We start from the raw sequence: 16,723 nt of genomic DNA, 5'->3' as shown, positions 1-16,723 counted from the left end.
TTATGAGAAGCTATAATATATATAAAAAGGTGAAGGGACTGGCACTGCTGGTTCCATTCTCGGGGCTCCTCTTCTCTTCGTGCAGCGATTTCCTGGAAATCAAGCCGCAGAACGAGATTGTGCTGGAAGACTTCTGGAACGAGAAAGCCGATATCGATGCTATCGTGGCTGGCTGCTACTCTGGACTGGAGGCCGATCCCATCATCCGCCGCATGATTGTGTGGGGCGAGGGCCGCAGCGAGAACGTGATGGCCGGTGGTAGCATCGACAAGGACGTGAACCTGGCCTATGTGCTCAACGAGAACATCACCGCCATGAACCCCTATACCACATGGGATGGGTTCTATAACATCATCAACCGTTGCAACACGGTGATTCACTATGCGCCCACAGTGGCTGAGCGCGACCCCGGTTACACCGAGAGTGAAATGAATGCCACCATCGCCGAGATGAAGGCGCTGCGCTCGCTGTGCTACTTCTATCTGATCCGCACATTCCGCGACGTGCCTTATACGGAAGAGGTGTACCTGGACGACGACCAGAAGATGGATCTGCCTGCAACGCCTTTCTACACCATTCTCGACAACCTGATTGCCGACCTGGAGGGTGTGAAGGAGAATGCCATTACGCGTTATCCCACCACCAAGCCTCAGTATCAGACCGGACGCATCACCAAGTGTGCCATCTATGCCATGCTGTGCGAGATGTATCTGTGGAAACAGGACTACGACAACTGTATCCGCTGCGCTGAATGGGTGATCAACGACAAGTTGAGCCTGGCCAAGGAGCAGCAGGCTAACACCACATCGATGAGCTCGCTGAACAGCGGCAACTTCGATCGCACCAACGGCTATCCCCTGGTGAACAACGCCCTCGGCAGCACCACCTATGGTAATGCTTATAGTAGCATCTTCGTGAATGGCAACAGCACGGAGACCATCTTCGAGCTGGTCTATGACAATGACGAAGCTGGAAAGACGATGCTGGGTAACTCGGCTGTCAGCGTGTTCTATGGCAACAATACCAACGCCGGAGAACTGCAGCCCTCTACGGTTGTGATCGGCGACTATGCGCTGACCAGCGGCCGCGTGATCTATGAGGATAAGAACATGAAGTCCGACTCTCGTTTCTTCGTGAACTGCAACACATCGGCAGAAGTCATCGCAAAGTACACCTATAAGAACATCATGGTGACTGCCGGTTCTTCTACGCCTGGTTCATGGATCAATAAGTACGAGTTTGCCAAGATCAGCAATGTGGACCACCACTACAACAGCAGCAACTGGATTATCTACCGCTTGTCTGACATCATGCTGCTGGAAGCTGAGGCCTATTGTATGAAAGCGAAGGAAGGTAGCGACTTGGAAACCGAAGCCAGCAACAAGCCATTGCTGGACGCTGCCTTCAAGCTGGTGCAGGCTGTGAACAACCGCTCGATTGCACAGAACAACATCGCCACCGTGCAGTTGGCACGCGAGGACTATAAGACCAAGGCCCAGATGGAAGACCTGATCTATCGTGAGCGCCAGCGCGAACTGATGTTCGAGGGCAAGCGCTACTACGACCTGGTGCGCTGCTCGATGCGCGACGGCAACACCCAGCGCCTGTCGCAGGCCATGGCTCGCCGCGATATCACGAATGGTGAGTTTGTGCAGAACTTCTTCAAGAAGGTTGATGCTATCTTCTGGCCCATCAACAACGATGAGCTGAAGGTGAACAAGAACCTGAGACAGAATCCATCGTTCGGTTCTGGAGAGAATCAGAGCTATGAGTAATGATGTTGAACACCTGAAAACTGAAAGATATGAAAATCAAGAATAATATCAAAACCATACTGATGGCTCTGGCCGCCGTTGTGACGCTGGGCACTATGAACAGTTGTTCTGACGAACCAGACAAGGAGAATTTCTACACCTTCACGGGTGAGATGATGAGCGACTATCTGAACAATCGCGAGTCGTTCAGCGAATTCAAGACCATCGTAGAGCGTGCCGGACTGATGGACCTGCTGGCAGGCTATGGCCACTATACGTGTTTCGCACCTACCAACGAGGCTGTGGATGCCTTCTTGGCTGAGCGCGGACTGACAAGCGTGGCTGACCTGAGCGATGAGGACTGCGATACGATTGCACGTACGCACCTGATCAATAACCTCTATTCTACTTTCGAGATGTCGCAGGACCGCTTGCAGACAGCCAACTTCCTGGGTCGTTACATCGCTACTGAGCAGATGACCGACGAGGAGGATAATGCCATCGTGCTGCTGGAAGGTGTGACCAAGACCATCTTTGGCAAGACCGAGAATGGCGACTATATTCACCAGAACGACTCGGTGGAGAATGGTATTGTACATCCCGTTGATATGGTTATTGAGAAATCGAATAGCCTGATCAGTGACCTGCTGCGTGTTAACCCCAAGGTGTCTGTGTTCTACAAGGCTTTGGTGGCTACTGGTGTTATCAACGAGATCCAAGGCGTTGCTGATGAGAATTACGATCCCAGTAAGTATATCCGTGAGTACTACAAATCACATGAGTGGAACGAGGTGGCCAGTGTTCCTGATAAGAAAAATATCGGTTATACGGTGTTTGTGGAGCCTAACGAGGTTTACCTGAAGAAGTTTGAGGAAGAGGGCATTGAGATCGTGAACAAGGACACGCTGAAGGCACTCTACGACCTGGCTTGTCTGTACTACGACAACAACGAGAACTATGCCGACGACAAAGGAAAGCACAGCTATAGCGACCTGAAGGCCGACAACAACGCCTTGAAGCGCTTCATCCAGTATCACATCCTGAACCGTCAGGTGGCTGGTACGGCCGACTTGACACCTATCGTGATGACAAAGACGGCCGAGGCCTTCGGTATCAGCACCACGATCATCAACCCCGTGGACTGGTATCCCACGCTGCTGCCTCACACCATGGTGAAGATTGAGCAGCTGACGGTGCGCACCGACAAGGCTGGTCGTGACAATAAGGGACAGGGCTCTATTGGCGAGCGCTACATCAACCGCCGCTATGCAGCTCCCGACTTCACCTTCGAGGGTTCGCATATCGATGCAACGGTCGAGAAGAAGCCCGTGCACGATGGTCTGAACGGACACTATTTCTACATCGACGACGTGATTGCCTTTAGTCAGGACGTACTGGAGAAAGTGCAGAACATGCGTATCCGCATGGACTTCTCAAGTATATTCCCTGAGGTGATGACCAACGGTATGCGCCAGGAGGGTAATCCCTATACAGATGACAGTAAAGACACACCAGATGACTCTTCTACACCTAAGAACGGACGTAACTTCTACTTCCCCTTGGGCTATCTGGAAGGTGTGGACTTCAACAAGAACTGTCTGTTTGTGTTACGCCGCCCACACACCAACTTCTGGTCATGGCAGGGCGACGAGTGGAACCTCTTTGGTGACTACGACCTGACTTTCCGCATCCCACCAGTGCCATTCTCTGGCGAGTGGCAGTTCCGTCTGGGCTTCTGTGCTCTGAATACCCGTGGTGTGATGCAGGTGTACTTCGGCTCCGATCCAAAGAACCTGACACCTCAGGGCATCCCCTTGGACATGACGAAGTACCTGAACTCAGAGATGTATCTGGGTAGCCGCTTCAAGAGCGATGAGAAGCTGAACGACTATAACAGCAAGACTGATATTGACAAGGCTTCGGAACAGAAGATCCTGAAGAACCTGAAAGCCTATCGCGCCGGTACCTCTACCTACCACTTCAATCCTAACACGGGTGAGAAGTTCTACTTCGCAGGTAACGAACGTACCTATCGTCGTGTGCTCTGTACGGCCCAGGTGGACTGCACGAAGGACTACTACATCCGCTTCCGTGTGGCCAGCGATGGTAAGCAGGGTAATAACAACGAGTTCATGCTCGACTACTTCGAGATGGTGCCACGTAGCGTTTACAGCGTAGATGGCGATGGCGATATGGAGGACGACCTGTAAAAAAAGACCCACCTCAACCCCTCCCCCTGGTGGGAGGGGAAAAGGGTAGTTTGTTCAAATAAGAAATACCAACTAATTATGAAACAAATGATAATAGAAAAGACCAAGAAACTACTTCGTTTCAGTGTCTATATGCTTCTCCCCATTTTAGGGGGAGGCTGGGTGGGGGTCTCTTGTACCGATGCATGGGACGACCACTATGATGGTACGGCAACGGGCGTTAGTAGTGGCACCATCTGGCAGGCCATCGAAAACAATAACGACCTGTCTAACTTTAAGCGTGTGGCTGTGGCCTGTGGCTACGACCGTGCACTGAAGAGCAGTCAGGTGTTCACCGTGTTTGCTCCCACCAACGCTTCGCTCACCGATGCGCAGACCGAGTCGCTGATAGCCCGCTATCAGACCGAGAAGCTGCAGGGCATCGAGGATAAGGACAACTCGGTAGTGGTGGAGTTCCTGCAAAACCACATTGCGCTGTACAACCACTCGGTGTCGAGCACCAGCAAGGATACCATCACGATGATGAACGGTAAGTACAACGTGCTGACGGGCAATGGCATTGCCAATGCCAATTTCCTGCAGGATGGCGACCAGCTCAACAAGCTCTATAGCAACGGTCTGCTGTTCACGGTGGACCAGAGCGTGAAGTTCGTGCCCAATGTGTTTGAGTATCTGCGCAACGAGGGTGAGGGACTGGACAGCATCCGTAACTTCCTCTATAGCGGTGATCCCCTTTACAGCGACTCTAAGTGGAAGCTCTACTACAAGAACTTCATTGCTTCGAAGAGCGTAGAGGGTGGCATCGACTCGCTGGGTCGCACCGTTTATCTGGACTCTATCTCAGAACAGACCAGCAAATTGTTCTCTTCTATCGGTCTGCTGAACAAGGAAGACAGTACCTACTGGATGGTGGCTCCTACAAATACCGTCTGGAAGGATCTGGTAGAGAAATACAGCAAGCACTTTGTTTACGACAAGACCGTGGACCGCATCCTGAGCGTAGGTAACATCGACTCGCTGAACTATGTCAACACACGTAAGGCGATTGTAGAGGGAACGGTGTTCAGCCGTACCATCAACAAGGCCGTGTTCGACGGCGCGTCGGCAGCCACCGACTCGCTGATGTCAACCAATGCGGTGCCTATGTATGAGCTGCGCCGCTACTATTGGGGCAACGATAGCCTGCACTATTATCAGTACTTCGATCCTCGTGGTGCCAAGGGTGTGCTGAGTGGCACTACCGAGGTGGCTTGTAGTAACGGTAAGCTGCTGAAGGCTTCGCAGTGGAACTTCGATCCTCAGGAGACCTTCATCCAGACCATCATCGTTGAGGCTGAAGGTCAGAATGCCATTAAGGAGGTCAGCAAGTACCAGGTGAACGAGGAAACGAAGGACTCAATGCCTACCATCAGTCCTATTCCTAAGACCGTACCGAGTGCTTACGCAGACAACACACCTAATCCATACTATAATAAGGTATCAAACAATAAGTATATTGAGTTTGCACCTCAGGAGGGTATCAACCACACGGTGGTATTCAATATCACCGGTGTGCTCTCGAACGTGCCTTATGACATCTATCTGGTGACCGTACCTGCACAGGCCGAGACCAAGAACGTGTCTCCCTATCAGCGTCGTCCCACCAAGGTGGCTGCCTATATCAAGTATAAGGATGAGAATGGTGACGTCATAGGCCGTGGTAACGGTAAGAGCTTGGTTTCTAAGCTGGAGACCCCAACGGAGTCGGTTGGCTACCTGAAGCTGGCAGAGAAATATGTATTCCCCACGTCTAACTATGGCTTGACCGAGGACAACCCACGCATCACGCTGGAAGTAAGTACAGACGTGAAGAGTAGGGAGACTCGTCTGGATACAGGTACTCACTCTGCTGTGATGCGTATTGACTGTGTCATCTTGAAACCACATGTGGAATAATGTATGATTTTTAAACAACGAATTATGAAGACTATGAAGAAATATATATTGTTTGGAATCACGCTACTGATGGCACTTCCAATGAATGTATGGGCGCAAGACGAGTTCGACGACGAAGAAGAGGAAGTCGAGGTCAAGGCTCGCACGTTCACTCAGAAACAGAAGCAGTATGAGACACGTGTGGTCAAGGGTATTGTGCTCGATGCTACCACACGTAAGCCCATCAGCGGTGCTATTGTGCGTGCAGCCGAGATCGACGGCTACAGTGTGCTCACCGAGGACAATGGTGCTTACGAACTGAAGGTACCTGTGTTCACTTCGGCTCTGTATGTGTCCACACCCGACTACAACCCCGTGAAGATTGGTTTGCAGCGTGTGGAGCAGCAGAAGACGGTGACCCTCTATCCCAGCACCTTTGCAGCCGAATATGCTGCGATGACCAATGTGCGTGGTGACTATTCAGCCACCGACTTCAAATACACCAGCGCCATTAATATCAAGGACGAGATTCAGAAGCAGCTAGGCGCACAGGCCTACACCAAGACACTGAGCGGCACACCTGGTATTGGTAGCGTGATGTTTGTGCAGGGCTTGAACTCACTCAATGTGAATGCACAGCCACTGGTTGTCATCGACGATGTGATCGTGGACCAGCAGTATGGTCGCAACATGCTGCACCAGGGCTATTATAACGACCTGCTGACCAGCATCAACCCTGCCGACATCGAGAAGGTAACGGTGATGCGCAACGGTACAGCCCTCTATGGTTCGAAGGGTGCCAACGGTGTCATCCTGATCCAGACCCGCCGCAACAAGTCGATGGCTACGCGCATCACTGCCACAGCCTCGATGGGTGTGGTGATGGAGCCTAAGTACTATGATATGATGAATGCTTCGCAGTATCGTGGTTATGCTTCTGAAATGCTGCGCACCACGAACACGAACATACGTACGTTCAGCTTCCTCAACGAGGATCCCGACTACTACTATTACACCCCTTACCACCAGAATACCGACTGGAAGGACTATGTCTATAGAACTGCCTTCACACAGAACTATGGCATCAACGTAGAGGGTGGTGATGATGTGGCCAACTATAACCTCTCGGTAGGCTATACCGGCGCTAACAGCACCTTGAAGAACAACGAGATGAACCGCCTGAACGTGCGTTTCAATACCGATATCTCGCTGCTGAAAGAGCTGAGCGTGCGCTTCGATGCTTCGTTCTCTAACCAGACACGCAACCTGCGTAACGACGGTGCTCCCACAACCTACGACGAAGGTACGCCTTCTGCACCTTCATTCCTGGCCTATGTAAAGAGCCCCTTCATGAGCCCTTACAGCTACGGCCGTGGTCTGCTGTCAAACAATCACTGGGACATCACCCCCGAGACTTACCTGCGTGAGGCTTTGTCGGGCTACAGTGGCTACAACTGGCAGCTGGGTAACCCCGCCGCTATCCTGGAATACTCGGATGCTGAGAACAAGAACCGCTTCGAGAACTCACTGCTGAACCTCAGCGTGACACCGAAGTATATGTTCAATGCAAACCTCTCACTGAGCGAGCACTTCAGCTATAACCTGGTGAACACCCACAACCAGTATTATATTCCTATCAATGGTATTCCCGAATACTACGTGAAGAGTATCGGTGGTAATCGTACCAATGAGGTGCGCTCGCTGGCTTCTAAGCAGAACTCGGTGATGAGCGACACCCGTCTGGACTGGAACAACCGCTATGGTGCTCACTTCATCCATGCCTTTGGTGGCGTGCGTGTGAACTGGGAGAACTTCACCAGCAACACACAGCTGGGCTACAACACGGGTAGTGACAAGACTCCATTCATGAGTGGTGGCTTGAAGAACGTGGATGTAACAGGTGTGGAAGAGAGCTGGAACGCTATCTCATGGTATGCACAGGCTGAATATAACTACATGAGCCGCTACTACGTGCAGGCCAACCTGACCGTTGACGGTTCTACACTCTTCGGACAGGACGGCGGCGACTTCCGCCTCTTCGATGCCGCTTGGGGCGTGTTCCCCGGCGTGCAGGCATCATGGGTGCTCTCTAACGAGCCCTGGATGGCTGGCGTTAAGAATGTGGACTACCTGCGTCTGTCGGCTGGTTTCGATGTGAGCGGTAACGATAATATTGATTACTACGCTGCCCGTAGTTACTTCCGTGCTAATCAGTTCTTGCACGATGTGTCTGGACTGACCTTCGCCGGTATTGGTAATACCAAGATTCAGTGGGAGACCACACGCCGTATGAACTTCGGCGTTGAGTCAAGTCTGTTTGACAACCGCCTAGCTCTGAGCCTGAACTACTTCCGCTCTACCACCGATAACCTGCTCACCACCCAGTCGCTGGGCTTCCTGAGCGGTCTGGACGACAACTGGTCTAACTCTGGTAAGCTGAAGAACAACGGTTTCGACGTGACCGCTACCGTCAAGGTGCTGGCACAGAAAGACTGGCAGTGGCAGGTAGGCGCTAGCCTGGGTCACTACAAGAACGAGATTACCGAGCTGCCCGACAACAATAAGACGGTGAAGACAGAGCTCTATGGCGCTACCATCCTGACCGAGGTAGGTCGTCCTGCCAACGTGTTCTACGGCTATCGCACCGAGGGTGTCTTCGCTACCACAGCCGAGGCTAAGGCCGCAGGTACCAGCGATCCTAACGGTTTGTACGTGCTGGGTGCCAACGGTAAGGACCACAACTACTTCGAGGCTGGTGACGTGCACTTCAGCGACGTGAGCGGTGATGGCGTCATCGACGAGAAGGATATGGTGGTCATTGGCGATCCTAATCCCGATATCTATGGTAATATCTTTACTTCGCTGAGTTGGAAGCGCTTCAAACTGGACGTGAACTTCAACTACTGCGTGGGCAACGATGTATATAACTACATGCGTTCACAGCTGGAGGGCGGCAGCCGCTTCATGAACCAGAGCAAGGCCATGAACCACCGCTGGCAGGCAGAAGGTCAGCAGACCGATATGCCTCGCATCACCTTCCAGGATCCTCTGGGCAACAGCCGCTTCAGCGACCGCTGGATCGAAGATGGCTCTTACCTGCGTCTGAAGACGGCTACACTGAGTTACGACCTGCCTGTCAACTCTGAGTTCATCCAGGGCGTTCAGTTCTGGATCCAGGGCAACAACCTGCTCACGTTCTCAAAGTATCTGGGCACCGATCCTGAGTTCTCTACCTCTTCAAAGGTGATTGGTCAGGGCATCGACCTGGGTCGTCTGGCACAGAGCCGTTCTATCGTGGCTGGTGTGAAGATTAATCTGTAATGCTCATAATGAATGAAGAATCAAGAAATAAATAAGATTATGAAAATCAAGAATATATTTCGTAAAGGGGCTGGTTCAGTGTGCTGCGGCTTTGCAGCTGCCTTCATGGCGCTGCCCATGATGACTTCCTGCGCGGACTTCTTCGAGCCCGAGGCAGAAGATGTAATCTTCACAGACAAGGACCACCTGACCAACTGGACGGATACCGTGTATTCGCTGACTGGCATTCTGAACAAACTGCAGGTCATTGCCGACCGTACCGTGCTGTTGGGCGAGGTGCGTGGCGACTTGGTGGACCTGACCGATGCTGCCGGCTCTGACCTGCGCGATCTGGCCTTGTTCCAGGAGAAAGATGATAATGTCTATAACTCGCCTCGCGACTACTATGCCATCATCAACAACTGCAACTACTACATTGCCAATGCCAAGACCGACATGCGCAACAGTCAGGACAAGTATGTGTTCATGACCGAGTATGCAGCCATCAAGGCGATCCGTGCATGGACCTACCTGCAGCTGGTGCTGAACTATGGCGAGGTGGCTTACTACGAGGAGCCTCTGCTCACCAAGGAGGCTGCTGAGGCTGCCGAGAGAGCACCTAAGCGCGACCTGGACTACATCTGCCAGGCTCTGATTGCTGACCTGGAGAGCATCCCCGTGCAGTATCGCACGGAGTATCCCGGTATCGGTAACATCCGTAATACGGACTCACGCTTCTTCTATTTCCCCATCGACGTGGTGCTGGGCGATCTCTATCTGTGGAGTGCTAAGACACCTGCAGAATACTACAAGGCTGCCACTTGCTACTATAACTTCATCAACAACCGCAATGGACTGGCTGCCAGCAGCTTTTACCCTGTGGGTATCAATGTCGTTCAGTGGCCTAAGGGTACTACCTCATGGGTGTCTATCAACCTTTTGGTGGAAGATTTCTGGGGCGATGAGCGCTATTCTAACAATGGCGAGCTGATCACTATGATTCCCGGCGACTCTATTCGTGCCGAGGGTTACTATAGTGAGTTGCGTAACCTGTTCAACTCTACTACTGAGAATCTCTATAAGTACAGCATCACACCTTCTAACCGTTTGACGGAGCTCTCTGAGTCTATGGTTAACTGTGTGCTGGGTAACAACGGTACTACGGTCAGCTACTCGCCTAGCGGTCTTTCAGAAAGACGTTCAGGTGACCTTCGTTTGGCTTATTCTTGCGTTACTGATCCCAATGGCTATCGCGATCCTGTGACTGGCGATCCCGTAAGCACTCAGTTGATCAGAAAGTACAACACACGTAATGTACACATCTACCGCAAGCACATGGTTTACCTGCGTATGGCAGAGGCTCTGAACCAAGCTGGTTTCCCACGTGCAGCCTTTGCTACGCTGAGCGAGGGACTGGACAACGCTATCCTGCGCGACTCTATCGGTCGCACGATTCCTGAGGCCGACTCTATCAAGCTGGCTGCGTTCGACTTCCCCTCAAACAACTATCGTCGTGCTTCGGCCAACTTCTTCGTAACGCACAATGCTGAGCAGACACCTAACACCATCGGTGTTCACACCCGTGGCTCAGGTTATACGCCCATGAACGAGTTCTACAAGCTGATCAACGACACCGTTGAGACCGACGAGGCTAAGTATCGCAAGCTGACTGCCGAACAGCAAGCCTATGTAGATAGTCTGTTGCTGGACGAGATGGCACTGGAGTTTGCCTTCGAGGGTACCCGCTACTATGACTTGATGCGCTTTGCCAAGCGTCAGGCTAACCCCGGCGCTTTCATGAAGAAGCACATCGAGGCACGCAAGGGCAAGAAAAACTCTGCACCCGTTTCTCGCGATCTGAGCGATCCAAAGAACTGGTATATGACATGGAAAGGCAAGTTGGGCTTCAAATAAGAAACTCAATATGAAATGAAAAAAAAGCCGTTCGCGATGGGCGAACGGCTTTTTTGTTGAAAATGTTTTGGAAAATGAATTTTATTATTTATCTTTGCATTTCCTTTGATTGACCTAATAAATAAAAAAGTTTAAGCTAACAATTTAAAAATGAAAAGAATGTTTTTGATTCTGTCACTGTTGGTGATGACCCTGACAGTGGCAGCCGTACCAGCCAAGCGCGGCGTCGTGCAGACGTTGAAACTGGCCGATGGTACAGAAGTGAAAGCATGTCTTGAAGGCGATGAATTCGGCCATTTTTGGAGAGGTGCCGAAGGAAAAGCCTACCGCAAGACATCCGATGGGACCTATCAGGCGATAGATCTTCAGGCCACCATCCATAGAGCCAAGGCAAACCGTCAGAAGATGAACGCAAAGCGCGCTCAGCGACTGCCGCGTAGGGCAGAGAAGACTGGCTATTTTGGCAAAAAGAAAGGTATCATCATCTTGGTAAACTTCCAGAATTCTACCTTTGTTGCAGAGCACGACCAGGCACTCTTCAAGCGTATTGCCAACGAGTCTGGCTTTAGCGAGGGCAATTTCAAAGGTTCTATGTGCGACTATTTCAAAGATCAAAGTCGTGGACAGTTCGAACTGGACTTCGATGTGGTGGGTCCTTATACGTTGAACCAGGATTATGCTTATTATGGTGAAAACGATTCGGAGCATAATGATAATGATAAGCACCCTGCGACCATGGTTGCTGAGGCCGTTAAAAAGGCCAATAATGATGTGACCGACTGGTCTGCCTACGACTGGGACAACGATGGCGAGGTGGATCAGGTCTATGTGGTCTATGCCGGTCACGGTGAGGCTGATTACCCCGATGATGACACTGTCTGGCCTCATGCCTATTCATTAGCTGCAGCCGCTCAATATGACGGTGATGGTCCTGGCCCTGTCAGCGTGAATGGTGGCAAGAAGGTAAACACCTATGCCTGCGGTGCTGAGCTTAATTCTTATGGTAAAATCTCTGGTATTGGTACCATGTGCCACGAGTTTTCCCACTGTCTGGGCTATCCTGACTTCTACGACATTGACTATACTGGAGGTCAGGGCATGGGCTATTGGGACTTGATGGATGCTGGTTCTTATAATGATGACGGCTATCAGCCTGCTGGTTATACCAGCTACGAGCGTTGGGTGGCAGGTTGGATGGAACCCATTGTGCTGGAAGACCAGGATGTCAGCGTGAAGAACATGAAGTCGCTGCAGAATGGCGGTGAGAGCTACATCATCTATAACCAAGGTCACCGCGACGAGTATTTCTTGCTGGAGAACCGCCAACTGGATGGCTGGGATGCCTCGCTGCCCGGTGCTGGTCTGCTGATTCTGCATTGTGACTACGATGAAGAAGTGTGGTTTAATAATGAACCTAATGATGATCCCGCACGTCAGCGTTTCACCTGGATGCCTGCTGACAATAAGTATCAGTACGTTATGGAGGAAGGGAATAAATACTACTCTTTTGAAGGTATGAACACCGACCCCTTCCCTTATGGCAATCGTAATGCTTTTAACAAGAGGACAAGGCCTGCTGCTATGTTCTACAACAAGAACAGCGACATGAGCTACTATATGAACTCTTCAGTAGAGAATATTAAGCAAAATGACGATGAAACCGTGTCTTTTGACTTCATGGCTCAGCTTGCATCTGGTTCACTCTCTGACGCGACCCTCTTCTATGAGTCTTTCGATGAATGTGAAGGCACTGGCGGTAATGACGGTGCGTGGTCTGGTTCGGTAGCTTCATCTGATATTAAGTGTGACAATGAAGGCTGGGTGTTCGAGAATGCTTACGGTGCATTAGGCTGTGCAAAGTTTGGCACCAGAGATAAGGCAGGTTTAGCCACCACCCCCTCGTTTGTTGTTAATGGCAGTGCCAAACTCACTTTCTCTGCAGGTGCATGGAATTCTAACAACGAACAAACCACGTTGCATCTCTCAGTGACTGGTGGCACGATAGAGCCGGATAAAATCCAATTGAACAAGGGCTCTTTCGATGAATACGAGGCCGTGATTACTGCTAATGGCGCGGTAACCTTGTCGTTCAAAGGTGCAGACATCAGGAGCCGTTTCTTCCTGGACGACGTGCTGGTGGAGAATCCGAATGCCACAGGCATCAGCGAGCAGACTGTTGCCCGTCAGTCGGGCGCCGTCTATACTCTTGATGGCCGTTATGTAGGTCGTGATGTCAAGTCATTGGGACGCGGCTTGTATATTGTTGACGGCAAGAAGATTGTTAAATAAGCGATAAAACCGACGATATTAACGCATTAGAGCGGCATCATTCTCAGCGAATGGTGCCGCTCTTGTTATACGGCGATGCCGTTTTAAAGACACAAAAGTTTGTTTTTCTCAATAATTGTTCTTACCTTTGCACCCGATATTAACTAAACTAAGAACCAAATTCAATGAAAAGAGTAGTAGTTTTGTTTTTGATGTTTGTGATTGCCTTACTTGTCATTATGACTTTCACAAAACCCAATGAATCGGATCACTATGTCACTGTACGCGTTGTCGCCATGAAGGTGGCAAGTCAGAAACTGGCTGCCGTGCCTGTGGCTGATGCTGTGGCAGACCAGTTGCCCGAGGAACTGAGAGAGAACTTGTCGGACGACATGCTTGATTCCCTTTCTGACATGGCGGTCGATATGGGCACAAACGCGGCTGTGAGTACGTTTGACAACTTCATGCGTCAGAACTTTGAGGTTCATGACTACAAGGTGGTGAACGTAGGCATGGTGAAGTATCACGGTATGAACGTGCCCATCACGATTGGCTTCTTTGGCAAAGTGAAGCTGTTGGTCGATGAGGCTAAGATACAAAGCATTTTTCATTAAATAGTCTCCCAACAATGAAACAATTTTGGATAATCTTGACGACGCTGACGTTGTTTGTGGTCAGCGCAACGGTATGTCGCGCCCAACGCGTCAGCGAGGTGCCCCTGGCCGACCCCTATATACTTTTAGATGGCGATACCTACTATGCCTATGGCACAGGTGCCAAGGAAGGCATCGAGTACTACACCTCGAAAGACCTGCAGACGTGGCAGCGCGGCGGACTGGCGCTGCATAAGGACAACACCAGCGAGGAACAGTGGTTCTGGGCTCCCGAGGTCTATCTGCGCAACGGGCGCTACTATATGTACTATTCTGCCAACGAGCACCTCTATGTAGCGGTGGCCGATTCGCCCCGTGGTCCCTTCAAACAGGTGGGTGGGCGCATGATGAAGCCCCTGATAGGCGATGAGAAATGTATCGACTCTAGTGTTTTCCAGGACGAAGATGGTCGTTTATATTGCTTTTTTGTCCGTTTCACCGATGGCAACTGCATCTGGGTGTGCGAGCTCGAGGCCGACGGCATCACCCCCAAACAGGGCACGTTGAAGCACTGTTTCAGTGTGTCGGCACCCTGGGAAGAGAAGTTGGGCCGTGTCAACGAGGGACCTTTCATGGTAAAACATAAGGGTACGTACTATCTTACTTATTCCGGAAACGATTTCCGCAGTCACGACTATGGAGTGGGCTACGCCACTAGTCAGTCGCCCATGGGTCCGTGGACCAAGTTCAAGTACAACCCGATTGTGCAGCGCGTGGACGGACTTTATGGCACTGGACACCATTCTTTCTTCACGGATAAGGACGGAAAAATGCGAATAGTGTTTCATGCACACTATTCAGTATCAGAGGTTTATCCGCGCGGTATGTATATCGGAACAATGAAATTTTCGCGCGGTAAAATGAAAATATTAGGTCAGAAATTGTTGTATCCGAACCAAAATGCACAAAATGACTGAAGAAATAAACAAAAATACAATTGTAATTAAATAAATAGTAGTACTTTTGCATCGTCAACACAAGACTATAGACATATAACACAAGATACAGATTCTTGATCATACATTGTTAGTAAATAGTTAGTAGTTTTATTTTTAGGAATTATTTGTTTTTTCATGAGCTTAGCCTCCCTGTGAAGGGGGGCTAAATTTCTTTTATGTGGTATCTTCTCGCTACCTCGCCAGTTCCCAGCTCTGAAAAAGGGAAAGGGCTGCTATCTACTTACTATAGTACCGTTATCGTCTTGTTATAGTACCGCTATCGTCTTGCTATAGTACCGCTTTTGTCTTGCTAAAGTGCCACTATTGATTCCATTCTAGACTCTAGAAGTGGTGATTCTAGACTCTAGAAATGATGATTCTAGACTTTAGATTCTGTCTTTCTAGACTTTAGATTTTGTCTTTTCAGACTTTAGAATCAGTTTAAAGACTTTAGTCTTACCTGTGAAAAGAGCTAGTATCAGCTTTTGATAGTGGCGCGATGAGTTGCTGAAACAAGGCAAATGATTGATGAGGTCTGGCCGAATGGGTGCTGGAATGCCTGTGTTTGCGCCTTTTTCAAATGGTAGGTCGTTTTTTTTAGTCAATTTCTTTTGTTCATTTCGGAATAAGTTGTATCTTTGCGATAGAATGCTACGAAGAATACCTCTCTAGCTTAATGAATGGACAAAAATACCTAAGAGTTGGACGATAGTGCCGTAGTGATTTGTATATAATACGTACTTTTGCACGGTATTAATCAAACAAACAAATTGTAAAACATGAACTCTAGACTTTTGATCCTGGTTGGTGCCTTTGCCGCTTCCGTATTTGGCATGGCGACAACAGCTGTTGGACAGACCACCTACAAGAATCCTGTTGTAGATAATAGTCTGCCCGATCCCACAGTCATCAAGGCCGATGACGGTCATTTCTATCTCTATGCCACCGAGAATGTTCGTAACCTGCCCATCTATCGCTCCGACGATTTGGTCAACTGGACCTTCCTGGGCACTGCATTCACCGACGAGACACGTCCTCGCTTTGTGAAGCGTGGCGGCATCTGGGCCCCCGACATCAATTACTTCGGCGGTCGTTACGTGCTCTATTATGCCATGTCAACATGGGGAGGCGAGTGGGAATGCGGCATTGGCGTGGCCACTGCCGACAAGCCCGAGGGTCCCTTCACCGATCATGGTAAGATGTTTATCAGCAAAGAGATTGGCGTGCAGAACTGCATCGACCCCTTCTATATCGAGGAAAAAGGCAAGAAATACCTGTTCTGGGGTAGTTTCCGAGGCATCTATGGTGCCGAGCTGACAGCCGACGGACTGGCACTGAAGAACCCCAAGAAGCTATTTAAGGTGGCCGACACCTTCATGGAGGCCACCTATATCCTGAAGCGCGACGGCTACTACTACCTCTTCGGTTCGAGTGGTACCTGCTGCGAGGGCGCCAAGAGCACCTATCAGGTCACTGTGGGCCGTTCGAAGAAACTGCTGGGCCCCTATGTCGATAAGCAGGGACAGCCCCTTCTGAAGAACCACCACGAGATTATCCTGCACAAGAATGATCAGTTTGTGGGCACCGGACATAATGCCGAGTTCGTCACCGACAAGAACGGACGCGACTGGATGCTCTATCATGCCTTCCATCGTGATGACCCCGATGCAGGCAGAGTGTTGCTGCTCGACGAAGTGAAGTGGAAAGACGGTTGGCCATACATCGAGAACAGTGTGCCATCCACCGAACACGAGGCACCTCAATTCTAAGAA

General features: G+C 50.4%; 9 protein-coding genes. All 9 read left to right on the top strand.

The window, feature by feature from the left end:
- The first annotated feature begins 2 nt into the window (after window positions 1–2).
- A complete protein-coding gene (locus T433_RS0102765; RefSeq protein WP_027454765.1) occupies window positions 3–1,775 on the top strand; it encodes a RagB/SusD family nutrient uptake outer membrane protein in 1,773 nt (590 codons plus the stop codon).
- A 29-nt stretch (window positions 1,776–1,804) separates the two neighbouring features.
- Entirely contained in the window at window positions 1,805–3,964 is a 2,160-nt protein-coding gene (locus T433_RS0102760) for a fasciclin domain-containing protein (protein ID WP_027454764.1), read from the top strand.
- 78 nt (window positions 3,965–4,042) lie between these two features.
- Window positions 4,043–5,899, top strand: coding sequence for a fasciclin domain-containing protein (locus T433_RS0102755; RefSeq protein ID WP_081778327.1), 1,857 nt, complete (start codon window positions 4,043–4,045; stop codon window positions 5,897–5,899).
- 33 nt (window positions 5,900–5,932) lie between these two features.
- Window positions 5,933–9,199: a SusC/RagA family TonB-linked outer membrane protein gene (locus tag T433_RS0102750; RefSeq protein ID WP_248616463.1), complete on the top strand. Its 3,267-nt coding sequence runs from the start codon at window positions 5,933–5,935 to the stop codon at window positions 9,197–9,199.
- A gap of 39 nt (window positions 9,200–9,238) precedes the next feature.
- Window positions 9,239–11,092 carry a RagB/SusD family nutrient uptake outer membrane protein gene (locus tag T433_RS0102745; protein WP_027454761.1) on the top strand — a complete coding sequence of 618 codons (1,854 nt, stop codon included), beginning with the start codon at window positions 9,239–9,241 and terminating at the stop codon, window positions 11,090–11,092.
- Between the two features lie 150 nt (window positions 11,093–11,242).
- Window positions 11,243–13,381 carry a M6 family metalloprotease domain-containing protein gene (locus T433_RS0102740; RefSeq protein WP_027454760.1) on the top strand — a complete coding sequence of 713 codons (2,139 nt, stop codon included), beginning with the start codon at window positions 11,243–11,245 and terminating at the stop codon, window positions 13,379–13,381.
- Window positions 13,382–13,599: 218 nt separating this feature from the next.
- The gene (locus tag T433_RS0102735) at window positions 13,600–13,974 is read left to right on the top strand and encodes a hypothetical protein (protein ID WP_155808303.1); all 375 of its coding nucleotides are present in this window, start codon (window positions 13,600–13,602) and stop codon (window positions 13,972–13,974) included.
- Between the two features lie 14 nt (window positions 13,975–13,988).
- Window positions 13,989–14,930, top strand: a complete 942-nt coding sequence (locus T433_RS14425) for a glycoside hydrolase family 43 protein (protein WP_044109094.1) — start codon at window positions 13,989–13,991, stop codon at window positions 14,928–14,930.
- A gap of 800 nt (window positions 14,931–15,730) precedes the next feature.
- On the top strand, window positions 15,731–16,720 hold the full coding sequence (locus tag T433_RS0102725; RefSeq protein WP_027454758.1) for a family 43 glycosylhydrolase: 990 nt from the start codon (window positions 15,731–15,733) through the stop codon (window positions 16,718–16,720).
- Window positions 16,721–16,723: the final 3 nt, after the last annotated feature.

The organism is Xylanibacter brevis ATCC 19188 (assembly GCF_000621725.1).
Taxonomy (GTDB): Bacteria; Bacteroidota; Bacteroidia; order Bacteroidales; family Bacteroidaceae; genus Prevotella; species Prevotella brevis.
The sequence above is the reverse complement of the archived record's forward strand: the minus strand, read 5'-3'. Positions and strand labels throughout refer to the sequence as shown.